Annotated in this window: 21 protein-coding genes and 1 tRNA gene; 11 read left to right on the forward strand and 11 right to left on the reverse strand. The window is 68.9% G+C overall.

What is annotated here, in order from left to right:
• Genes SBI80_RS11530 through SBI80_RS11540 form a run of 3 tightly spaced genes read left to right on the forward strand, consistent with a single transcriptional unit; the run spans position 1 to position 2,524 of the window.
• Positions 1-432 carry a type II toxin-antitoxin system Rv0910 family toxin gene (locus tag SBI80_RS11530; protein ID WP_318974698.1) on the forward strand — a complete coding sequence of 144 codons (432 nt, stop codon included), beginning with the start codon at positions 1-3 and terminating at the stop codon, positions 430-432.
• Complete coding sequence (locus SBI80_RS11535) at positions 429-1,643, forward strand: class I SAM-dependent methyltransferase (RefSeq protein WP_318974700.1); 1,215 nt, start codon at positions 429-431, stop codon at positions 1,641-1,643. The genes SBI80_RS11530 and SBI80_RS11535 overlap by 4 nt, the downstream gene beginning before the upstream one ends.
• Complete coding sequence (locus SBI80_RS11540) at positions 1,640-2,524, forward strand: amidohydrolase family protein (protein WP_318974702.1); 885 nt, start codon at positions 1,640-1,642, stop codon at positions 2,522-2,524. Before SBI80_RS11535 ends, SBI80_RS11540 begins: the two co-directional genes overlap by 4 nt.
• Here SBI80_RS11540 and SBI80_RS11545 read toward each other — a convergent pair.
• Entirely contained in the window at positions 2,514-4,238 is a 1,725-nt protein-coding gene (locus SBI80_RS11545) for an NAD-binding protein (protein ID WP_318974704.1), read from the reverse strand. The two genes, SBI80_RS11540 and SBI80_RS11545, sit on opposite strands and share 11 nt — an antisense overlap.
• A 50-nt stretch (positions 4,239-4,288) precedes the next feature.
• On the opposite strand from SBI80_RS11545, the gene SBI80_RS11550 reads away from it, so the two are divergent.
• Positions 4,289-5,041: a 3-keto-5-aminohexanoate cleavage protein gene (locus tag SBI80_RS11550; RefSeq protein WP_318974706.1), complete on the forward strand. Its 753-nt coding sequence runs from the start codon at positions 4,289-4,291 to the stop codon at positions 5,039-5,041.
• A gap of 53 nt (positions 5,042-5,094) precedes the next feature.
• Here the strand turns inward: SBI80_RS11550 and SBI80_RS11555 are convergent, their stop codons facing one another.
• A complete protein-coding gene (locus SBI80_RS11555) occupies positions 5,095-5,571 on the reverse strand; it encodes a cupin domain-containing protein (RefSeq protein ID WP_318974708.1) in 477 nt (158 codons plus the stop codon).
• 48 nt (positions 5,572-5,619) lie between these two features.
• On the opposite strand from SBI80_RS11555, the gene SBI80_RS11560 reads away from it, so the two are divergent.
• Together SBI80_RS11560 and SBI80_RS11565 are read left to right on the forward strand one after the other, a co-directional pair.
• Positions 5,620-6,051 carry a hypothetical protein gene (locus tag SBI80_RS11560; protein ID WP_318974710.1) on the forward strand — a complete coding sequence of 144 codons (432 nt, stop codon included), beginning with the start codon at positions 5,620-5,622 and terminating at the stop codon, positions 6,049-6,051.
• The gene (locus SBI80_RS11565) at positions 6,048-6,632 is read left to right on the forward strand and encodes a GNAT family N-acetyltransferase (protein ID WP_318974713.1); all 585 of its coding nucleotides are present in this window, start codon (positions 6,048-6,050) and stop codon (positions 6,630-6,632) included. Before SBI80_RS11560 ends, SBI80_RS11565 begins: the two co-directional genes overlap by 4 nt.
• Before the next feature lie 5 nt (positions 6,633-6,637).
• Here the strand turns inward: SBI80_RS11565 and SBI80_RS11570 are convergent, their stop codons facing one another.
• Genes SBI80_RS11570 through SBI80_RS11585 form a run of 4 tightly spaced genes read right to left on the reverse strand, consistent with a single transcriptional unit; the run spans position 6,638 to position 11,277 of the window.
• Positions 6,638-7,627, reverse strand: a complete 990-nt coding sequence (locus SBI80_RS11570) for an NAD-dependent epimerase/dehydratase family protein (protein ID WP_318975222.1) — start codon at positions 7,625-7,627, stop codon at positions 6,638-6,640.
• 14 nt (positions 7,628-7,641) lie between these two features.
• Complete coding sequence (locus tag SBI80_RS11575; RefSeq protein WP_318975224.1) at positions 7,642-8,502, reverse strand: winged helix-turn-helix transcriptional regulator; 861 nt, start codon at positions 8,500-8,502, stop codon at positions 7,642-7,644.
• Positions 8,503-8,538: 36 nt separating this feature from the next.
• A complete protein-coding gene (locus SBI80_RS11580) occupies positions 8,539-10,056 on the reverse strand; it encodes a carotenoid oxygenase family protein (protein WP_318974714.1) in 1,518 nt (505 codons plus the stop codon).
• A 3-nt stretch (positions 10,057-10,059) separates the two neighbouring features.
• A complete protein-coding gene (locus tag SBI80_RS11585) occupies positions 10,060-11,277 on the reverse strand; it encodes an acetyl-CoA acetyltransferase (protein WP_318974716.1) in 1,218 nt (405 codons plus the stop codon).
• A 199-nt stretch (positions 11,278-11,476) separates the two neighbouring features.
• Between SBI80_RS11585 and SBI80_RS11590 the strand changes: the two genes are divergently transcribed.
• Positions 11,477-12,157, forward strand: a complete 681-nt coding sequence (locus SBI80_RS11590; protein WP_318974718.1) for a GAF and ANTAR domain-containing protein — start codon at positions 11,477-11,479, stop codon at positions 12,155-12,157.
• A gap of 19 nt (positions 12,158-12,176) precedes the next feature.
• On the opposite strand, the gene SBI80_RS11595 is transcribed toward SBI80_RS11590, so the two are convergent.
• Complete coding sequence (locus tag SBI80_RS11595) at positions 12,177-13,709, reverse strand: GGDEF domain-containing protein (RefSeq protein ID WP_318974720.1); 1,533 nt, start codon at positions 13,707-13,709, stop codon at positions 12,177-12,179.
• A 385-nt stretch (positions 13,710-14,094) separates the two neighbouring features.
• Here SBI80_RS11595 and SBI80_RS11600 point away from each other — a divergent pair, with 385 nt between their 5' ends.
• Both SBI80_RS11600 and SBI80_RS11605 read left to right on the forward strand, forming a co-directional pair.
• Positions 14,095-14,874, forward strand: coding sequence for a CoA transferase subunit A (locus SBI80_RS11600; protein ID WP_318974722.1), 780 nt, complete (start codon positions 14,095-14,097; stop codon positions 14,872-14,874).
• Complete coding sequence (locus SBI80_RS11605; protein WP_318974724.1) at positions 14,871-15,515, forward strand: 3-oxoacid CoA-transferase subunit B; 645 nt, start codon at positions 14,871-14,873, stop codon at positions 15,513-15,515. Before SBI80_RS11600 ends, SBI80_RS11605 begins: the two co-directional genes overlap by 4 nt.
• 257 nt (positions 15,516-15,772) lie before the next feature.
• On the opposite strand, the gene SBI80_RS11610 is transcribed toward SBI80_RS11605, so the two are convergent.
• From SBI80_RS11610 to SBI80_RS11620, 3 genes are all read right to left on the reverse strand, one after another.
• Positions 15,773-15,910, reverse strand: a complete 138-nt coding sequence (locus tag SBI80_RS11610) for a hypothetical protein (RefSeq protein ID WP_318975265.1) — start codon at positions 15,908-15,910, stop codon at positions 15,773-15,775.
• Between the two features lie 110 nt (positions 15,911-16,020).
• Positions 16,021-16,096, reverse strand: a tRNA-Arg gene (locus tag SBI80_RS11615).
• Positions 16,097-16,251: 155 nt separating this feature from the next.
• Positions 16,252-18,168, reverse strand: a complete 1,917-nt coding sequence (locus SBI80_RS11620) for a PGRS repeat-containing protein (protein ID WP_318974725.1) — start codon at positions 18,166-18,168, stop codon at positions 16,252-16,254.
• A 262-nt stretch (positions 18,169-18,430) separates the two neighbouring features.
• Here SBI80_RS11620 and SBI80_RS11625 point away from each other — a divergent pair, with 262 nt between their 5' ends.
• Positions 18,431-18,847, forward strand: a complete 417-nt coding sequence (locus tag SBI80_RS11625; protein WP_318974727.1) for a helix-turn-helix domain-containing protein — start codon at positions 18,431-18,433, stop codon at positions 18,845-18,847.
• Positions 18,848-19,684: 837 nt separating this feature from the next.
• On the opposite strand, the gene SBI80_RS11630 is transcribed toward SBI80_RS11625, so the two are convergent.
• Positions 19,685-20,509 carry an LLM class F420-dependent oxidoreductase gene (locus tag SBI80_RS11630; protein WP_318974729.1) on the reverse strand — a complete coding sequence of 275 codons (825 nt, stop codon included), beginning with the start codon at positions 20,507-20,509 and terminating at the stop codon, positions 19,685-19,687.
• A 137-nt stretch (positions 20,510-20,646) separates the two neighbouring features.
• Here SBI80_RS11630 and SBI80_RS11635 point away from each other — a divergent pair, with 137 nt between their 5' ends.
• Positions 20,647-21,762, forward strand: a complete 1,116-nt coding sequence (locus SBI80_RS11635; protein ID WP_318975226.1) for a glutamate--cysteine ligase — start codon at positions 20,647-20,649, stop codon at positions 21,760-21,762.
• The last annotated feature ends 1 nt before the right edge of the window (position 21,763 follow it).

Genomic DNA, 21,763 nt, shown 5'->3' on the forward strand with positions numbered 1-21,763 from the left:
ATGGCGAAGCTCTCGGTCTCCGTCGACGTGCCGTTGTCGCCGGAGGAGGCGTGGGCGGCCGCCTCCGACCTGTCGCGTTACGAGGAGTGGCTCAGCATTCACCGGGTCTGGCGCAGCTCGCTGCCCGAGACCCTGGAGAAGGGCACCGAGCTGGCCTCGATCGTCGAGGTCAAGGGCATGCCCAACCTGGTCCGCTGGAAGATCGTCAACTACAAGCCGCCGCAGAGCATGACCCTCAACGGCGACGGCAAGGGTGGCGTCAAGGTCAAGCTGATGGGCAAGGTGCAGCCCGCAGATGCCGGTTCGACGGTCACCTTCGACGTGCACCTCGGCGGTCCCGCGCTGTTCGGTCCCATCGGGATCATCGTCGCCGGTGCGCTCAAGGGCGACATCCGCGATTCGCTGGACAAGTTCAAGACGGTCTTCGCGTGACCGTTGCCCGGCGCCTCGCCGACGTGGTGCGCGACGCCGCGGGCATCGAACTGCCAGTCCGCATCCGGGCCTGGGACGGCACCGAGGCGGGCCCAGCCGGTGGCCCAGTGCTCATCATCCGCAGCCGCCGGGCGCTGCGCCGGCTGCTGTGGGCGCCCGGGGAGATGGGTCTGGCTCGCGCGTACGTCACCGGCGACCTCGACGTCGAGGGTGACATGGCCGACGGATTTCGCCGGGCGTGGGCCGTCGCGGGTCGGCGCCGGACGTCGATCACGATGCGGGACAAGGCGGGAGCGGTCGCGTCGGCGGTGAGGCTGGGTGCCGTGGGTCCGCCGCCGAAGCCGCCCGCCTCGGAGGCTCGGCTGGCGGGCCGGCTGCATACCCGCGGCCGGGACCGCGCGGCCATCGCGCATCACTACGACCTGTCCAACGACTTCTACCGCCTGCTGCTCGACGATCACATGGCCTACTCGTCGGCGTACTTCACCCACGACGGTCAGTCACTCGTCGACGCCCAGGCGGCCAAGTTGGACCTGGTCTGCCGCAAGCTGGAGCTCCGGGAGGGCCAGCGTCTGCTCGACGTGGGCTGCGGCTGGGGCTCGATGATCCTTTACGCCGCCCGCAACTACGGCGTGCGCGCCACCGGCATCACGCTGTCGGCCGAACAGCGTGACTACATCGCCGAACGCGTGACGCAGGAGGGCCTCGGGAAACTCGTCGAGGTGCGCCTGCAGGACTATCGCGAACTGGCCGATCCGCCAGCCACCTTCGATGCGGTCAGCTCGATCGAGATGGGTGAGCACGTCGGCGAGGGCAACTACCCCATCTACGTCGCCACCATGCTTGGCGCGCTGAAGTCCGGCGGTCACCTTCTGCTGCAACAGATGTCGCGACGCGAGGGCACCGCGCCCGGTGGCGGTCCGTTCATCGAGTCATACATCGCGCCGGACATGCACATGCGGCCGCTGTGGCAGACCGTCCGGCATCTGGAGAACGCCGGCTTCGAGGTACGCGACGTCGAGGCCATGCGCGAGCACTACGTCACGACCGTCCGGCACTGGCTCGAGACCTTCGAGCGGCACTACGAGGAGTTCGTCGCGCTGCAGGGCGAGGAGGTCGCCAGGGTGTGGCGGCTCTACCTCGTCGGCGGCGGGCTGGCGTTCGAGCAGGGCCGGATGGGCGTCGACCAGATCCTGGCCCGCAAGCCGTGACGGAGCGCTACGAATGCCGCGTCGACGTCGACGCGATCACCGCCATCGACGTGCACACCCACGTCGAGGTTGACTGCGCCGGGCATCACGCCTACGACGACGAACTGGTCGACGCCACCAGAACCTACTTCAAGATGGGCGACGCGGCGGCTGCCACCGTCGACGACCTCGCCGCGCACTACCGCGAGCGCAATGCCGCGGCCGTGGTCTTCACCATCGACGCCGAGACCGCGACCGGGCATCCGCCCAACTCCGTCGAGGACCTCGTCGCGGGTGCCGCCCGGCACGCCGACGTACTGATCCCGTTCGGCACCGTCGACCCGCTTCGGGTGGACCGGGCCGTCGAGCGGGTGCACGCCCAGGTGGCCCTTGGCGTGCGGGGTTTCAAGTTCCATCCGAGCGTGCAGGGATTCGAACCCAACGACCGCCGCTTCTACCCGATCTACGAGGCGATCGAGGCAGCGGACGTACCCGCGTTGTTCCACACCGGGCAGACGGGTCTGGGTTCCGGCCTGCCCGGCGGGCACGGCATCAAGCTGCGGATGAGCGACCCGATGCTGCTCGACGACGTCGCCGCGGACTTTCCCGGTCTCACCGTCGTCATGGCGCACCCTGCGGTGCCCTGGGTGGATGCGCAGATCGCGATCGTGGCGCACAAGGCCAACGTCTACCTCGACCTGTCCGGCTATGCCCCGAAATACCTTCCCCCGCAACTGGTTCGCGCACTCGGCCGACAGCTGCGGACCAAGGCCCTGTTCGGCACCGATTATCCGTACGTCCAAATGGACCGTTGGCGGCGGGAATTCGCGGCGCTGGACCTCGGGTCCGAGGTCGAGTCGTTGATCCTCAAGGACAACGCCGTCCGGGTGCTCAAACTCTGACGCCGCGCTGACCCTTGCGCAGGGTGTCGAGCAGCTCGCGGTGCGGGCCGACGACATAGGCCGTGTCGCCCGCGCGCAGCTGGGTGTCGCGGCGCGGGTGCAGCCGGGCCGGCTCGCCTGGCGAGGCGATCGCGATGACGCGGGTCTGGGTGGACATGTCGGCCATGCGCAGGCGGTCCAGCTCGCTGCCCGGTTCGACGAGGACGCCGCCCAGCATGAAGGACTGCTGGCCCACCGAGAACGTGCCGAACACCTGCAGGCCCATCGCCGAGCCGATGAACCACGGTGTGGCGAGGTCGACGGTGGAGCGCACGTTCTGAAAACCGAAGCGCTGGGCCACCGCCGACCCAAGGGTGCGGTCGTACACGCGCAGCACCACGGGTACCCCCGGGGCGGTGGCCGAACGCATCCACCGGGCGCCCAGCCGCTCGCGCAACACGATGCCGATCTCGATGTTGACCATGTCGGACTGGGTCAGCACGGCCACGGCGACCGCTTCGTCGATGCGCGCCGAGTCCAGGGTGGCAGGAACCGTCGCGTCACCGAAGATCACCGGCACGTCGAGCTCGGCGGCCGAGGACAGATAGCGGTTGTCCGGACTGCGTTCAATGGCGACGACGTCGTGCCCGGCCGCCTTCAGGTCGGCGATCACACGGATGCCGAACGAACCGAGCCCGACGACGACGATGTGGTCCTGCAGCTCCCGCACCTTGCGCAGGCCGGCGTTCTGCGCGATGCGCCGCGACAGCAGCAGGTCGGCGACGAAGGCCATCAGCACCGCCGTCGTCGTCACCCCCGCGAACATCAGCAGGATGCCGAACAGGCGCAACCAGGTGGGCTGATCGACGAAGCTGAAGTCGCCGTAGCCGACGGTCGCAATGGTCTCGGTGGAGAAGTACAGCGCGTCGACGATGCTCATGCCTGGCTTGTGATAGGTGAACCGCAGCAGCACCGTGGCGCTCAACAGCAGCGTCATCGACGTGGCGAGCGCCTTGTAGAAGTTGGGGTTGACGTCCTCGCGGAAGGCACGCAAGGCGCCGAGCGCTCGCTTGAGGGGCCGGCGGCGGTGTGGGTTGTACCCGCGTGCGCCACGGTGCCCGACTTCGGCGGGCGCCGCCACCGGTGCGGCCACGGCGATGCCCTGGGCGGCCAGCTCGTCCGCCGTGCCGATCATGGTGGTCCAATCGCCCTGCTCCACGTGAAGGTCCCGGCCGGGGCAGGCGACGACCTCGCCCGGCGCCTTGGAGTCGTCCCCACGCAGCACCGCCACCGGGGCGAGGTCGCCGAACAGCTCGCGCAGTGTCGCCGCCCGCGGTGCGGTGGTACCCGAGACGATGAATTCGATGCCGGCCGCGGAGATGGTGTGCGTGGTCCGCGACAGGCATGCCTCGACGACCGATGGCGCGGCCAGATCCGCCACGTCGAGGATGGCTCCCGGTCCGTTGCCGGTGGCCACCGCCTCTCTCAGCACCCCGTTGCCCAGCCGCGCCACCACCCGCACGCCAGCGTTGAGTTGCCTTGCCAGCAAGGCAATCTCGAGATTGAGCGCATCGTCGTCATCGGCACAAATCAGGGCGTCGGCGGTGGCGATGCCGGCGTCCTGAAGGTCCGCCGAGGTGTCGATGACGGCGATGTCCCTGCCTGCGGCGCGAAGCTGCTCGATGATCTGCAGTCCCAGTGGATCGTCACCGCAGACGATGATGTGCCCCTGCATGCGAGCACGCTACTTCGGAAACCGACGGCGTGACGGGTGAAGATGGACCCATGACCTCCTTCGAATCCGATCCCGTCGTGTCCGGTGCCAAGATCTACGTCAAGGCGTGCATCAACGGTGCCCGCACCCCCGACCAGCATCCGAACCTTCCGGTCAGCCCCGACGAACTCGCCGCGGCCGCGGTCTCCGCGCACCGGGCCGGCGCGCAGGCAGTGCACATGCATCCGAAGACACCGGACGGGAAGGACTCGCTGGAGCCCGAGATCGTCGCCGCCGCGGTCACTGCGGTGCGGGCCGCGGCCCCCGGTCTGCCGCTGGGGGTGACGACGGGATTCTGGGCGCTGCCGGATCCCGATGCGCGCCGCGCGGCCGTCGAGGGCTGGACCGTGCTGCCCGACTTCGCGTCGCTGAACTGGCACGAGCCGGGTTCGCCCGAACTCGCCGAGGTGCTGCTCGGCAAGGGGCTCGGCGTCGAGATCGGCTTGTTCCACCTCGAGGCGGTGCAGGCGTGGGCCGACTCGAAGATGGTGCAGCACTGCATGCGGGTGATGATCGAGCTGCAGGGGCACGAGGACGTGGCCGTGGCGGACGCGATGCTCGAGAGGATCGCAGCCGCGAATTCCCCTGCGCCGGTGCTGTTGCACGGCCTCGACGACAGCTGCTGGCCGCTGCTCGAGCACGCGGGGGTGTGCGGGGTGCAGACGCGGATCGGCATGGAGGACACGCTGAAGCTGCCCGACGGATCCGTCACGCCTGACAATGCCGCGCTGGTGTCGGCGGCCATAGGACTGCTGAGCCGGTAGTACTGCTGCCGGTAGAACTGCTGCCGGTAGGACTGCTGAGCCGGTTGCGCTGGTCAGTCGGTGGGGGCACCGAGGGCGAAGTCGGCGAAGTCGAAGCCGGGGACGACGACGCAGCTCACCAGGGTGGGCTCGTAGTCGCGCGGCGTGGCCCGCTGCCAGTGCCCCGGTGGTACCACGAACTGGGGTTGCTCACCGGCGGCCAGATCTGCGCCGAGCAGGTGGGTGGTGGCACCTTGCGACTCCGTCCCTGGTCCTTGCCCACCCCTGCCGTCGGGCCCGACCTCCAGCAGCAGCGGGCTGCCGCGGTGATACAGCCACAACTCGGCGCTGCGGACGGTGTGCCACGCCGACTGCTGACCCGGCATCAGCAGGAACAGGATCGCGGTACCCGCGTTGCGGGGGCCGGTGTAGTCGGGCGGCAGGGCGGGTTGTCCGAGGACGAGGTCGCTGCGCCAGGTCTCCCGGTACCAACCCCCTTCGGGGTGGGGGGAGAGGTCGAGGTTCCCGGCCCACTCGGGGAGCTCCGTCATGGGGCCAGCCTACGACGATGCGGGTGCGCGACCGGATACGCTCCTCGCATGGCTCGCCTGCGTCCAGGATGGCTCGTCGTGCTGTGCTCGACGGTGCTCCTGGTAAGCGCGTGGCTGCCCTGGTTGGTGACCAGCGCCGACGGTGGTGGCCGGGCCAGTGCGATCGGCGGCAAGATCGGCCAGATCCACGTGCCGCCGAACGGGTTCGGCGTCGGGCAGCTGATCGTGGTGCTGAGTTCGACGCTGATCGTCGCTGCGGCGATGGCGGCGCGCAGTCTGCATCCGAAGTTGGCTTCAACTGCGGCACTTGCCATTTCGGTGCTGCTCGCGGTGTTGGTGCTGTGGTACTACCGGCTCTACGTGGGCCACCCCGTCGGGGCGGGTTACGGCATGTACGTCGGTGGTTCGGCGATCCTGGCCGCGGTGGTGCTCTCGGTCTTCGCGATGGTCGCGGCGTGGTCGGAGCTGGGCCGTCGGTGAGCGGATTCGTCGAACCCGTCGAGCTGACGGGAGCCCGCTGGGTGTCGCTGGAACCGCTGACGCCCGAGCACGGCCCGGCGATCGTCGAGGCGGCCGCCGACGTCCGGCCGCTGTGGTTCACCAGCGCGCCGACGCCCGAGACGGCCCAGGAGTGGATCGACGGCCGGCTGGCGGCGCAGCACCCGGACACCGGCCTGACACTGGTGGTGCGTGATCGCGACGGCGCCGTGATCGGCTCCTCGAGCTACTGTCACGTCGACCCGCCCAACCGCCGGCTGGAGATCGGTTACACCTGGTACCGCAGTGCCGTGCGGCGCACCGGGGTGAACACCGAGTGCAAGCTGCTGATGTTGGGCCATGCCTTCGATGAACTCGGCTGTGTGGCAGTCGAGTTCCGCACGCACTTCTTCAACTCCACCAGCCGTGCCGCGATCGAGCGGTTGGGTGCCAAGTGCGACGGCATCCTGCGCAGCCATCAACTGCTGCCCGACGGGTCCAGGCGCGACACCGTCGTCTACTCGATCCTCGACCACGAGTGGCCGGCCGTCCGCAACAATCTGCGCTTCCGACTGGACCGCTAGCCGGCCTAGATCCTGCCGACCTCACGCAGGCCGGCGACGGTGTCGGCCAGGGTCTCGGCGGGATCGCGCTGCGTGATGCCCAGCTCGCGTTCGGCCGGTCCGTCGTCGGACGCGGGCATCTGGGTGTAGTACTGCATGGCGGCCGAGTCGATCGGCGTGTCGAACGGCAGCCGGTCGCCGATGACGTCGAACAGCCGGCCCAGCGCCCGCAATCCGCTGTCGGGCACGGGAACCGCCACCAGAGTCGTGTTCGCGGCGTCGCCGAGCAGATGGGCGAGGCGGTCTACCGGGACGCGCTGGCCGCCGGCCATGTAGCGGCGCGGTCCCTTGCCCGGCTCGAGCAGGGCAACGTGCAGGTCGGCGAGGTCGCGGACGTCGATCACGATCCATGCGGCGCTTCGCCCCGGCACGCCGTGCATCTTGATCGCGGCTTCGACGCCCTCGGCCGCCTCGCCGAACTGGTCACCCGCGGGCGGGCCCAGGACCATGCCGGGGTAGCTGATGCTCACCGGTGCGCCGGCGTCCTGCAGACCGCGGGCATATGCCTCGACGACGGCCTTCGACTTGCCATACCCGTCCGAGCCCCCGACGACGGGCAGGTCGGCGTGCAGCGTCTCGAGACCGGGACGGAACAGCGCCGAGAAACTCGACACGTGCACGACGGGGTCGATGCCGCGCTGGACCGCGCCGCCAAGGACGTTGCGCGCACCCTCCAGGTTGGTGAACAGCATCTCCTCGGCGCGCGCGGGATCGGTCGAAACCATGGCGGCACAGTGGATCACGGCGTCGCAACCCTGCAGTGCGGTCGCCGTCGACGCCGGATCGGCGATGTCCCCGACGACGTGGTCGCCGATGTCGACCCCGATCTTGGCGGCGCTGGTGCGCAGCCGCTCGACGCTGCGGACGAGGAAGCGGACCCGGTGCCCGGCGTCCTGCGCAGCCTTCGCACTCCAGGCGCCGACGAATCCGGTGCCACCGGTGACGAGTACTCGCAACGGACCCTCCACGTTCATCGTCTGTCCGCGACATCGGCGCCGCGCAGGGCTCCTGCGCATTGATCACAGGTCAACACCGCGTCGAAGGGATTGTCGCACTTGGTATGTCGTAGGAGTACGGCAGGTCCCTCGGGGGCGGCATACCAGCGCTCCGCCCACTGCAGTGCCATCACCAGCACCGGGAAGACTGCGCGACCCTTCTCGGTGAGCAGGTAGCGTCCGTCGTCGGTAGCCAGCACCCCACCGGCGGTGAAGATCTGCAGGCGGTCGGCCAGCGAGCTGGGCGGAGCCCCGAGTTGCATGGCGAAGTCGTTGAAACGGGTGGTGCCAACGAACGCCGCAAGGAGCAGGGCGAAGGCCCACCGGTTGCCGAGGATGCTCATGGTGTCGGGGAACAGGCCTGGGCCGGCCGGCGCGGCCCGGCGGGTCGAACGGCGGCGGGTCGACTCGACCGGCATGGACCGCGCCCAGGAGCCACTGGGCCCCCACGCCGCGATGAGGTCGTACTCCGTGACGGCAACGGCACACGACCGGCACGTGAGTACCGGCGCGAAGACGGAGACGCAGCTGACGTGGTGCATTGTGGGCAGGCTGTTGGCGTGGTCGGGCACCCACCGGCGCTCCCACTCCCAGATCGACGTCAGCACCGGCCACAGCGAGCGTCCCTGCTGGGTCAGCACGTACTCGTAGCGGGGCGGGCTGTCCCGGTACGGGACGCGTTCCAACAGCCGATCGCCGATCATCGTCGCCAACCGGCGGGTGAGCACCGCGTTGGAGATCGGGAGCCGCGCGGTGAAGTGGTTGTAGCGGCTGGCTCCGAGCAGGGCCTGCTGGGTGATCAGCAGCGTCCACTCGTCGCCGAGGACGCCCAGCATCCGGCCCACGGCGTTGACCCCGCCAGGCGTAGTCAACTACAACCCGATCGCAGCAGCGGCCGTGTCCGTGTGCTGCCACCGACGCAGCTCGCTTCCCGGTGCCCACGTGGAATGCGTTCCGCTGGATACCCTTTCGGGTAGCTGCAGTTTGCATACCGGGCCGTCACCCACCCTGGCCGCGTCGAACACCAAGCAGTAGGAGGCGTCGGCATTCATGTCGGTGGTGATGGTGATGAGGTAACCGTCGTCCTCGCCCGTGCTACCCACCCGGGGCGCCATCGCCGTCTCGCTGCCGTAGACGCCGTCGGCGAAGGCGTACCGGTCCTCGGCGCCCGTCACCAAGTCGTGCTTGACCATGCCGTCGAACAGGAACCAACCGGGCTTGCCGGTGGCGGCATAGGCATATCGGTAGTCGGTACCGGCATGGGCAGGGTTGATCATGCCGAATTCGGTGATGCTGTCGGACAACTGCTCCTCGCGCACCCCGCCGGTGACCAGGTTGAACCGCCAGCGGTGCAACCGGGCCTGCATGCGGTCGAGGGCAAGGAAGCGAAACGCCCGCTGCCATTTGTCGCCAAGGCCATTGTCGGACGGCTCCGGGTCACCCTGGAAGAAGCCGTCGAGGACTATCTCGTCCCCCTCCTCGAAGGCGTTGGTGAAGTGCAGCACGTAGGTCGGGTCGGTCTCGAACCATCGGATCTCCGAAGTCTGTCCGCGCCGGGGAATGACGGCGAAGCGCGACGGCATGTCGCGGTGGAACCTCGCGACGTGGGCGTTGCGCTCCAGGTACTCGGGCTCCCAGAACAGCGGAAAGTCGTTGAGAATCGCATAGTTCGGGGTGAACGCCATGTCGTGCGGCAGGCGTGGTCCGGGCAGTGGCACGTCGACGTAGTGCACCAGTGCGTCGTTCGCGTCCACGACGCCGTAGTGCATGAACGGGTCCTGCTTGGAATAGTTGAAGAACAGCAACTCACCGGTGGCGTCGTCGACCTTCGGGTGGGCGGACACCCCCCACTGACGTGGGAAGGCGCCGTTCCACTCCTGCTTGCCAAGGGTCTCGCCGGTGAACGGGTCGACCCGGTACAGGTCGCCGCACTGGTAGAAGCTGGTCAGCGCCGTTCCACGGTGCACGATCACGTCGGTGCTCGAGGCGTCCTTCATCAACGTCCGCGCACCCCACCCGTGGTCGCGGCGCGCCAGCCCGACCGGCTCGGCGAGCCCGGGCCACAGCGGGCCACCCGCCTCGTTCTCCTCGGCGAAACCGTCGGTGCGGACGAACCTGTTGCGGTAGAACGCCTTTCCGTCACGAAACCCAACCACGTGCACCATGCCGTCACCGTCGAAGGGATGGTAGGCCTTCATTGCCGGGTGTAGCGGGTTCTCGGTGTTGCGCAGGTAGACGCCATCGAGGTCGCGGGGAAGTTCGCCCTCGACGACGGTGAGGTCGTCGGCATCCCACTCGCTCGTCTGGGGCCGCCAGGGCCCGGTGCGGTAGGGGTGGTCGTCGTCATCGGGCAGCGTCGAGAGGAACTTCCCGACGAGTTCTACGTTCACGACCTACTCCTTGGCGCCGACGACGAAGCTGACCGTGGTGGCGGTGCTGCCACCGAAGTTGAGGGTGCCGAACGTGCGGGCACCGTCGACCTGATAGGCACCCGCAGTGCCGCTGACCTGTTTGGCGGCGTCCAGCAGCATGCGAACGCCGGACGCCCCGACGGGGTGGCCACCGCCGATCAGCCCGCCGCTGGGGTTGATCGGCAGCCGCCCGCCGATCTCGATCTCGCCGTTCTCGATCGCCTTCCAGGACTCGCCGGGGCCGGTCAACCCGATGTGGTCGATGGCGAGGTACTCGCTGGGGGTGAAGCAGTCGTGCACCTCGATGCCGTCGAGGTCCGCCAGTGTGATCCTGGCGCGGTCGAAGGCATCCAGGACGGCGCGGCGGACGTGCGGCATCACGTACGGGTCGTCCGCGGAGCGCTCCAACTTCTGCCGCATGCCCAAGCCCACCGTGCGGTGCCCCCAGCCCTCGATGCGGCCGAGGGGCGTAGCACCCGGGTGGTTGCGCAGATAGTCGTCGGTCACCAGCACGATGCCTGCCCCGCCGTCGGTCATCTGACTGCAGTCGAACCGGCGCAGACGTCCGTCGACGACGGGGTTCTGCACGTCGTCATCGGTTAGCGGAGTGGGCACCGTCCAGTCGCGGGTCTGCGCATTCGGGTTGCGGTGGGCGTTGGCGAAGTTGACCGTCGCGATCGCCCGCAGGTGGGCCTCGTCGATGCCGTATCTGCGGTCGTATTCGTCGGCCACCTGGGAGAACACGTACGGCCACATGAACCTGGCGTCATGGCCCTCGTGACCGGCCCAGGCGGCGGCCCCGAGGTACGCGGCGGCGGTCTCGCCCGGCACGGTCTTCTCGAACTCCACACCGATGACCAGGGCTGTTTCGTAGCCACCGGAGCGAAGGTCGGCAATGGCCGCCAGTGCGGCGATGCTGCCCGATGCGCAGGCTGCTTCGTGCCGTGACGACGGGGTGTCCCACAGGTCGTCGATCACGGTAGCCGGCATTGCGCCGAGATGGCCCTGGGCCGCGAACATCTCGCCGAAGGCGTTGCCGACGTGCACGACGCCGACGTCACATGCGTCGATGCCGGCGGCCGCGAGGGTGGCCGTGACGACCTCCGCGGTCAGCCCGGCGAAGTCGATGCCCTCGCGCGTCAGGTTGCGCGCGAAGTCGCTCTGGTAACCGCCCAGTACCCACACGCCCGTGCCGCCCATGTCGCGGACGGTACTACGACTAACAGAGTGTCATGGGCAAGATGGTGCGAAAATCAGACGGCCCCACCGGCTCGTTCCTGAACCGGCGGGACCTCGGTGCACGCAGTTGTCGACCACTGCGTGAACCTGTGTGCGAACATTTCCCGCATTTGGGGGACACAAACGTTCGCGCCATCGGCGGAAGGGGCAAGATGCACTCATGAAGTTGCAGAACCACGACCTCGCCGTGCGCATGGCGGAGTTGGCGAGGGTGGTGGCGTTGCGCAAGGTCGACGAGGTGCTCGCCGACGTCACCGCCACCGCCATGGAACTGATCCCCGGCGTCGACGTCGCAGGCGTTCTGCTGGTCGGCAAGGCCAACACCTTCGAGACGCTGGCGCCGACCAACGAACTGATGTTCAAGCTCGACGAGCTGCAGATGCGCTACCAGGAAGGCCCATGCGTGGAGGCGGCCCTCGACGAGATCGTGGTGCGGACCGACGACTTTCGCGTCGAACCGCGCTTCCCACGGTATGCCCCCGAAGTCGTCAAGCTCGGGGTACGCAGCGCACTGTCGTTCAAGCTCTACACCGCCGACCGCACCGCCGGCGCGCTCAACCTGTTCGGTTACGAGCCGAATCTGTGGGACAGCGAGGCGGAGACCGTCGGCATGGTGCTCGCAGCCCACGCCGCGGCAGCGATCCTGGCCAGCCGCGAGGGTGACCAATTGCAGTCCGCGCTGTCCACGCGCGACCGCATCGGCCAGGCCAAGGGCATCATCATGGAGCGTTTCAAGATCGACGACGTTCGGGCATTCGCGATGCTCCGCCAGCTGTCGCAGGACACCAACACCAAACTGATCGACGTCGCCCAACGCGTCATCGACACCAGGGGGGACTGACCGCCGCGAAGCCCGAGGGTCAGGAGTACTTCGCGGTGCAGTAGCGGGCGAGCACTCGAGCATGGGGTGCCACGGCGGCTAGAAGGTGGTGCCCGTCGGCCGAATAGACCTCCAGTAGGTAGTCCCGATCGTCGCCCTTGGCAGCCACCAACAAGACGGCCCGGTATCCCAGGTCGGCCAGCAGCGCCCGCTCTGCCGGGTCGCCGTCGTCGAGGTCCACCCCCGTGATGAGCGCCCCGCCGGAGGCGAGCACCGCGGCGGTCGCGGGGTAGTCGGCCAGCGGGTAGACGGTGCCGCTGTCGATCTTGCGCAGCAGCGCCAGTCCGGACTCGGGATCGCGGACGCTGTCCAGGCCGCGGATGGTCTGGACTCCCGTGCCGTCCTCGGTGATCTGAGACAGCGCCCACGCCGCCGCGTTCACGGCGTTGTGCAGCTCGGCGCCGAGGATGTGCAGGGCCGCGACGGGGTCGGCGGGGGAGTGTTCGTCGAGGAGCTCGACCACCCGGGGGACGAGGAGGTCCAGGGCGGATCGTTCACCGGCTGCCGTGAAGGTGCGCCGATCGTCCCTCGCCGCGGCGAGCGGATCGCCGACCCCGACGCTGTAGTGCCCCGGCCCCATCCGTTTGGCCTCGAGGAGAGCGGCATCCGCTGCGGCGAGTAATTCCTGGCCGGAGGTGAGGTGTGGACCGTGGGCGCAGGCGCCCCAGCTGAGGGTGATGTAGGTCCCGACGGAGCGCCGGACGTGCGAACTGGCCTGGCAGGCGAACCGTTCACCGTCGTCCAGCGTGGAATCCGGTAGCAGCACACAGAATTCGTCACCGCCGAGCCGAACGGCCAGCGCCCCCGGGACCGTCGCGGCAACCTCCCCGAGTGCGGCACCGACGTTGCGCAGCAATGCATCACCGGCGGGGTGGCCCTCCCGGTCGTTGACCGCCTTGAACCCGTCGAGATCGCACACCAACAGCGTCGCTTTGGCCGATTGCCAGTCCGTCTCCGCGAAGAACCGTTCCAGTTCGCGACGGTTGGCCAGCCCCGTCAGCGGATCCTGGTGGGCGTACCGCCACACCGTACTCAGCAGCTCCGAGCGTCCGATGGCCATCGCGGCATAGGCGGCGATCGCCTGCAGCAGCTGCACGTCGTCGGGGCCGAAGCGCCGGCCGCCGACACCGGTGACCCACAGCTCGCCCCACATGACGTCCTCGTACATGATGGGAACGCCGAGCTCGCTCTCCTTGCCCAGCTGACCGAGCCAGGCCTCCTCCGCGGGCGCGACGTTCTCGTCACCCACGGCCATGGCGTAGGGCAGGCCGTGCTGTAGCAGTTGCATGACGGGCCCGTCGTCTGCGACGTAGTAGACCTCCTGTTCGGGCCAGCGCTCCTCGATTGGCGCCAGGTCGCCGACGTTGATCAGCGTCCGCAGGATCTGCTCGTCGGGTTCCCACCGGCTGATCGACACCGACGCCGCGTTGAGGGCCTCGAGCGCCTCCTCGGCGATGACCTCCAACGCCTCGTCGAAGTAGTTCGCCCGCATGACGGCCTGGGAGATCTTCACCAGGGCACGAAGAATAGGGGGCTCGCTCAGCCCGAAATCGGGATCCGATGCAGCCGCCCCCAGATCGCTGGCGATCGGTTCCGCACCCATCGACCGCCGCCGTCTCAGCGCCCACTCAGGCAATGGCTTCCCTCGGTAAGGTCTCGTGTGCCTGCGAGTTTACCGACGGTTCGCCGTCCAGACGGCCACGGTCGACGAGACGCTGACGCCGGCGCGGACGTTCACGTGGTCGTGTGGTTGCGCTCCGTGGCGACGCGATGGCGGCTACTAAGACTCGACGACTATCAATCTGGCCGTTCCATGTATTTCCGGATATTACGGGTGGGTCCTACGGTCGAGTAATGGTCGACCTCAGCTGGACTCTCGTCTCACACCTGGAGCAGTCATGACCCTGAACAAGGTCGTCGGGACCGCCGAGGAAGCCGTCGCGGACGTCGCCGACGGTGCCAGCATCGCGGTCGGGGGCTTCGGACTCGCGGGTATCCCGTGGTTGCTCATCGAGGCGCTACTGGACCACGGGGCAGGCGATCTGACGATCGTGAGCAACAACTGCGGAGTCGACGGGGGCGGGCTCGGCCTGCTGCTCGAGGCGCGCCGGATCTCGCGCGTGATCGCGTCGTACGTCGGGGAGAACAAGGAGTTCGCACGGCAGTACTTGAAGGGGGAGTTGACGGTTGAACTGACCCCGCAGGGCACTCTCGCCGAACGGTTGCGCGCCGGCGGCAGTGGCATCGGCGCGTTCTTCACCCCGACGGGAGTCGGCACGCTGGTCGCCGATGGGGGCCTGCCGTGGCGATATCACCCCGATGGGAGCGTTGCCTTGGCCTCGCCGCCGAAGGAGGTACGCACGTTCGGTGGGCGGGAGATGCTGCTCGAGGAGGCCATCGTCACCGACTACGCGTTGGTGCGCGCAGCCGTCGCCGACGAGGCCGGCAATTGCGTCTTTCACGCCGCGGCACGGAATTTCAACCCACCGGCCGCGATGGCCGGTCGCATCACGGTCGTGGAGGCCGAGCGCGTCGTCGAGGTCGGGGAATTGCACCCCGACGAGGTCCACCTGCCAGGGATCTTCGTCAAGCGGGTCGTCGAACTCACCCCGGAGCAGGCTGCGCGCAAGGGCATCGAGAAACGCACCACGCGGCCGCGGCCGGAGCTGACCCGATGAGCTGGTCGCGAGAGCAGATGGCTGCGCGCGCTGCCCGGGAGCTGCGCAACGGTGACTACGTCAACCTCGGCATCGGACTGCCCACCTTGATTCCGGATCACCTGCCGCCGAGCTCGGAGGTCACCCTGCACGCCGAGAACGGGATCCTGGGTGTCGGCCCGTTTCCGTACGACGACGAGGTGGACCCGGATCTGGTCAACGCCGGCAAGCAAACGGTATCGGTGCTCGCGGGGGCGTCGTTCTTCGATTCGGCGACCAGTTTCGCGATGATTCGCGGCGGACACGTCGACGTCGCGATCCTTGGCGGCATGCAGGTCGCGGGCAATGGTGACCTCGCCAACTGGATGGTGCCCGGCGCGATGGTCAAGGGCATGGGCGGTGCGATGGATTTGGTGAATGGAGCGGGGCGCGTCATCGTCCTGATGGATCACGTCACCAAGACTGGCGCAGCCAAATTGGTTGCCGCGTGCGATCTTCCGCTGACCGGCAAGGGCGTCGTCAGTCAGGTGATCACCGATCTGGGGGTATTCGACGTGACCGGTGAGGGGTTCCGGGTCGTCGAGCTCGCCCCCGGCGTCGCCTACGACGACGTGGTCGCCAAGACCGGCGGTGCCCTCGTCGACGGGCGGTTGCCTGCCTAGGCCCGAAACGCCGTCAGGCCAAATCGCGGCGCCCCCAGTCGGGCTTGGATGCGGGCGACGCGCTGCTGCAAGGTCTTTGGGGAGAGGCGGACGGAACTGATTGCACGGATCGAGCTGGGTCACCACGAATCGAAATGCTGCCAGCCACCCCCGATCGCCGCCATAGCGCCCTCGACCACGGCCCCTGGGCTCGGATCAAGCCGTCTCGGTCGTCCTGAGTCGAGTTGAGATCACGGACTCCATCAGACCCACGACGGTCAAACCAGCGGATACTCCAGCCCGGCCATCGACTCGAACGACGACGCACCCCGAGCGACCTGCGCGATCGACAATCCACAGCCGATGACCGCCAATACGGCCTGATACCTCTGCTCGGCCACGCTCAACTCTCTCACCAAGGGAGTATCGAGGATCAACCGAAGCAGGTGTAAAGCATCAGCCGACACACTGTCGCCCATCACCCGACACCGAAACGACGAGCATCAATCGAGGTCATACATCACAGTGGTGCCCCCGGCATGATTCGAACATGCGACACCGGCTTTAGGAGAGCCGTGCTCTATCCCCTGAGCTACGGGGGCGGACCGGATCGCAGCATACCGAAGTCCGGGACCGCCCCGCGCGGCCCGACCAGTCCGGCCACGAACCCCGCACGACGGACATGCCTCTGGGGACGTCGACGAGGTCGACGTCCCCAGAAGGTTCGGAGCCGAGCGCGATGGGCGCTGATCGACTTCTAGGAGGAAGCGCCGTTGGCGCCGTTGGCGCCGGCGTTGCCGTTGGCTCCGCTCGCGCCTGCACTGCCACTGGCTCCACTTGCCCCGGCGGTACCGGCCGCGCCGGTCGCACCCGTGGCGCCGGTCCCTCCGGTCGATCCATTGGCGCCCGTCGTGCCGGCGCCTCCGGATCCGCCAAAGATGCCGCCTCGGCCCGCGCTACCGGTAGCGCCGCCGGTGCCACCGGCACCTCCGGTACCACCCGCCGCACCCGTGCCACCGGAACCGGCCTGGCCGCCCGCGCCGCCTGCACCCGCAGCGCCGCCCGCGCCGCCGGTCGCGCCGGAGCCGCCGGCGCCACCCGTTCCGCCGACTCCGGTGCCGCCGGCACCCGTGCCCGCCCCGCCGGCGCCGCCGGTACCGCCGTTGCCACCCGCAGCGCCAGTTCCGCCATTGCCACCGGCCGCGCCGTTGCCTCCGTTGCCGCCGTTGCCTCCGGCCTCACCCCTGCCGCCGCTTCCACCCGTACCGCCGGTTCCACCACTACCGGCGTTGCCGCCGCTACCGAACAGCCCGCCGGTGCCGCCGTTGCCGCCCGATCCCGCTGCGCTGCCCGCGGTTCCGGCGCCGCCGACACTGGTGCCGTTGGCACCCGCGCCACCGGCGGCGCCCGCTTGTCCGGTGCCGCCCGCCTGGCCGGCTGCGCCCGTTCCGCCGTTGCCACCGTTGCCGCCACTGCCGCCGGTCCCGACTCCGCTGGTGCTCACCCCTGCGCCGCCTGCGCCGCCGGCGCCGCCGTCGGTCGCGCCGGTTCCGCCGTTGCCGCCGTTGGCTCCGTTGCCGCCGGTCGCGGTTGCGCCAGTACCCGTGGTGGACGCCGCGCCGCCGGCGCCGCCGGCGCCACCGTTGCCGCCCGCCGTGCCGTCGGCACCCGCGGCGCCGTTACCACCGGTGGCGACCGGAGCCGTGCCGGCCACCGCGCCGCCTGCCCCGCCTGCACCACCGGGATTGCCCGCGGTACCCGGGCTGCCGTTGCCGCCCGTCACGGTGCCCGCCGCACCCGCGGCACCCTCGGTGCCCGCCGGACCGCTGGGGGCCGGGTTGACCCCGGCCGCGCCGTTGGCGCCGGTCGTCGTTCCGTCGACGCCGTCGACCCCGTTGGCGGCCGTACCCGTGGCTGCCGCACCGTCGACGCCTTGGACGCCGTCGCCTCCGACGCCGCCGTTGCCACCATGGCCGAACAGGGCCAAGGTGCCGGCGTTGCCGCCATTGCCGCCGTTGGCGCTCGTACCACCGGCACCGCCGTTGCCGCCGCTGCCGAGCAATGAGATGACGCCGGAGTTGCCACCATTGCCGCCGACGGCGCCGGCGCCACCGGTGCCGCCGTCGCCGCCGTTACCGAAGATCACGAAGGTGCCTGCGTTGCCGCCGTTGCCACCCACCGCACCGAGGCCGCCGACGCCTCCCGCGCCACCACTGCCGAAGAACAGGCCGCTGGTGCCGCCGTTGCCGCCGGCCTGCCCGTTGGCGCCGGAGCCACCGACACCGCCGTAGCCGATGAACAGCCCGGCATTACCGCCGTTCGCCCCGCTGCCGGGTGCGCCGTCGACTCCGTTGCTCACGAAGATGTTGACGATGGGGATCCACCCGACGAGGGCGATTGCCTGGTACAGGGGGGCGAACTGGACGGGGCCGATGAATGCGGCGGCCAGAGCGTTGGGTGTGGGCGAATTGGGGCTCAAGGCAAAGGTATTCGCCAGGGTCACCTCGCTGGCGCTGGCGACGCAGTTACTGGGCAGCACGACGCACTGCGTGGTGGAGGTCGCTGCGGTCTCGCTCGTCGGTGCGGCCTGGGCGGTACCCGAGCCGAGGGCGAGTGCCACGCCGGCGCCGGCGATGGCCAAACCGGTCGCAACCGGGTATAGGGAATTCTTCATGTTTCTCAAGCTCCTGGTGCGGCCCCGTGGGCCTGATTCGAAAGGATGTCTTCGGGAGTGACGCGCCATCACTGATGGCGGTCGCGACGGGCGTCGCGAACACTGCGGGCCTCCGTCTCGGTCAATGTTCTTGCTTGTGAGCATACATATATGCAGGCGTGCATGCAAGCATCAGCAAACGGGAGGAGGGGCGCGGCGCGCCCGGGAGCGGGTCCCGTCGGCGCGGGCGAGCGCCACCGTCTCGGTGCCATATCCTGGGCCGATGGTCGAGTCGACGTGGTGGCAGTACGTGCTGACCGTGACCGGCGGAGCAGCACAGAAGGACATCGCGGCCACGACCGGGATCGATCAATCCAGCATCTCGCGCTGGCAGCGCGGCAACAGCAGGCCGCGGGCCGAGGCCGCCGTCGCCTTCGCGAGGGGTTATCGGCGGTCGCCGGTGGAGGCGCTGGTCGCAGCGGGATTCTTGACGATGGGCGAGATCGGCGTCGTCGACCTCACCACCGTGACCGGTGATCTGGCAGGGGTGTCGGTGGACTCGTTGTTGGGCGAACTTCGTCGACGGCTGACCGCCGCCAGTTCAGACCAGACGCAGTCGTGGCCCGCTGGTTGGTCCGCCGACGATGCGGGTGAGGGCCGGGCGCAGGATCGCGAGCAGGGCGGCAATCTCGGCGTTTGAGAGGTCGTCGGGCTGAACCCGGGTCATCACCTGGGTCAGCTCCCAGCGCAGATGGGGTAGCAAAGCACGCTCAGCATCGGCTGGGCTGTCGGTTCGTGTGATGTCGTTGCCCGTCTTCAGGGTTGCCCGTTCCAGTCCGTGTGGGCAGTCTGGCAAATCAACGGCCGCGGTAATGATGCAATCCTGCACCCTCGCGGCGGCAATCGCAAGCAAACGAGAGATCTCGCAATTTCGCTGCGGAATTCTCATGAGGCCATTCCCCGATCATGAAATCGTGGCAACTCGCGGCCGGTCGTTCACCCACATTTCGGGAAAGCCGTTGTCAGCTCGCCTCACCTAAGGGCAGGTGGGGAGCACGGTGGCGTCATCGCGAAGGTTCGAACGGTATTGAACAGTGTGAACGTGTGATTTCGACCGGTTAGGAGCTGCGCGCGGCGGTTATCGGCGCGGCAATTGATCACGGAGGCGAAAGCCCAGCGGCGTTTAATCGGTTCAGCCGAGACGAAAGCCGTATTGCTGGGGGCCTCGCCGAATGCATTGCCGAAGTACAGCAAACTCAATCGGGTCGATCATGAAGGGTGGCGTATGACGGTCATGTGCACACTCGCAAAGCTGAGACATCCGCGTTGGGAGTTTCCCCACCCCGTCGACCGCCCGGCGGGCCCGTGTGGAGGCGGAGGCACGGGCTGCTCGATCTCGCGTCCTGCCCGCGATCCAGTGCTCGGCTGCCGGTGACCACCTTCGAGGCGGCCCGGTGAGCCTGCGAGTTCGACGACACCGCTCGACGAGATGATGGGCACCGTAGGGTGGGGCGATCTGGGTCGCCGGGCGCGGAGGCTAACCTCGCAGCAGCGCAATCACCTTGGCGAACGCCTCGGCGTGCGGCTGCTGCACGATGATGTAGGTGACCCCGTAGACGTCGCGGTAGCGCCGGATCTCGTCGGCGATGTCGTTGGCCGAACCCGAGAGCACGCCGGGGGTGCGCAACAGCTGCTCGTCGGTCAGCTCGGGCAGGAATCGCCGGGTGATCGACAGATCGGGAACCCCGGAGTCGTCGATCGGCATCGCGGTGATCGCGATGTTCAGCTCGAGGCCATCGAAGCGTTCCGGAGAGGCGTTGCGGACGAACGAGATTCGTTCGGCCAGGGGATCGCCGGACGGGCTGGCCGGATCACCACCGGTGAGCCCGATGATCTGCGCCCGCTGGGCGGCGATGGTCAGCAGCCGGTCACCGTTGCCCGCGATCAGGATGGGCACGTCGGGCGCATGCTCGCCGAGGTACTCGACGACGTGGCGCAGGTGATCCACCCGCTGGCGGGCCGTCGGGAAGGGAATCTCGGCGGCAGCGAACTCCGCTTCGACGTAACCGGCGCCAAGACCGAGCTCGAGGCGGCCCCCGGTCAGATCCCGCAACGCGGTCACGTCACGCGCTAGCAGCGCGGCCTGGTAGAAACCGGCGTTGAGGACGAACGTGCCGACGTGCAGCGTCTCGGTGGCCGCCGCGGCGGCCATCAACGTCGGGAACGGAGCGGGTGCGCCGAGGTGGTCCGGGACGTGGAGCACGTCGTATCCCATGTCCTCCGCGTGCCGCGCCAAGTCCTGCACCGCGGACAGCCGCGGGGCGGCGTGCAGACCGAATCCGAACCGGAAGTCCTTGCCCATCACCCGAGCTTAGGTGTCAGTTCGGACACGAAGGTTTGACCCCTCGCGGGGTCGGGCAATAGATCCCTCGAGCGGGGCGGGAACGAACGCCCCAGCAAAGGAGTGACACCCTGATCCGGCCCGTCGTGAACCATCCGATGGGCCGGGTCGACACTCCTGACCTGCCCACCTTTGGCGTGGAGGAGGAATTCCTCCTGGTCGATCCCGCCAGCGGCGAACCCGTTGCGCGCAACGCCCGAGTGGCCGAACTCGCCGCCCAAGCCGGTGTCGAACTGGAACTCGAACTGACCAGCTGCCAGGTCGAGACCACCTCCGCCGTCTGTTCCTCTAGCGACGACCTACGGCGCGACCTCAGCCGACTGCGCCGGGCCGCCGCCGGGGCGGCCACCGAGGCGGGGGCTCGGCTGCTCGCCGTCTCGCTGCCGCCCACGGTGCCGGTGGGCTTCCCGGTGACCGACAAACCCCGCTACCGCGACATCGCCGAGCGGTTCGGCATGATCGCCCACGAGCAGGGCATCTCCGGCTGCCACGTGCACGTGGCCGTGGCCGATCGCGATCTCGCCGTCCAGGTGAGCAACCGGTTGCGCCCCTGGTTGCCGCTGCTGCTGGCGCTCACTGCCAATTCCGCGGTCTACCGCAGCGCAGACAGCGGGCACGCCAGTTGGCGCAGCGTGCTGTGGGCGCGCTGGCCCAGCTCGGGCCCGCCTCCGTTCTTCGACTCGGCCGACGACTACGACGCCACGGTCCAGATGATGCTGAAGACCGGTGCGATGCTCGACGACGGCATGGTCTATTGGGACGTCCGCCCGTCGGCGAACTATCCGACGGTCGAGGTGCGCGTCGCCGACGTCCCGGCCACGGTCGCCGAGACGGCGCTGTACGGCACCCTGGTCAGGGCGCTGGTGATGACCGTCGTCGACGAGCACGAGCGGGGCGAACCCATGCCCAAGCCCGGAGCGCACGAACTCAAGGCCGCCTACTGGAAAGCCGCTCGCTACGGGCTGGAGGGCGAGTTGATCGACCTCGTCGGCGGGCACGCCCCGCGGCCCGCGCCGGTCCTGCTCGACGCGTTGATCGAGCACCTAGGGCCCGCGCTGACCGCCCTCGGGGAACGCGACATGGTGCGCTCCGAGCTGGCGCGGATCGTCGCGGCGGGCAACGGTGCCGCGCGGCAGCGGCGAGCCTGGCGGCGGCGCGGGGAGGTCGGCGACGTCGTCGAGGAGGCCGCCGCGGCCACCGTCGAAGGTCTGTGAC

It is taken from the genome of Mycolicibacterium sichuanense, from assembly GCF_033741125.1.
Classification (GTDB): Bacteria; Actinomycetota; Actinomycetes; order Mycobacteriales; family Mycobacteriaceae; genus Mycobacterium.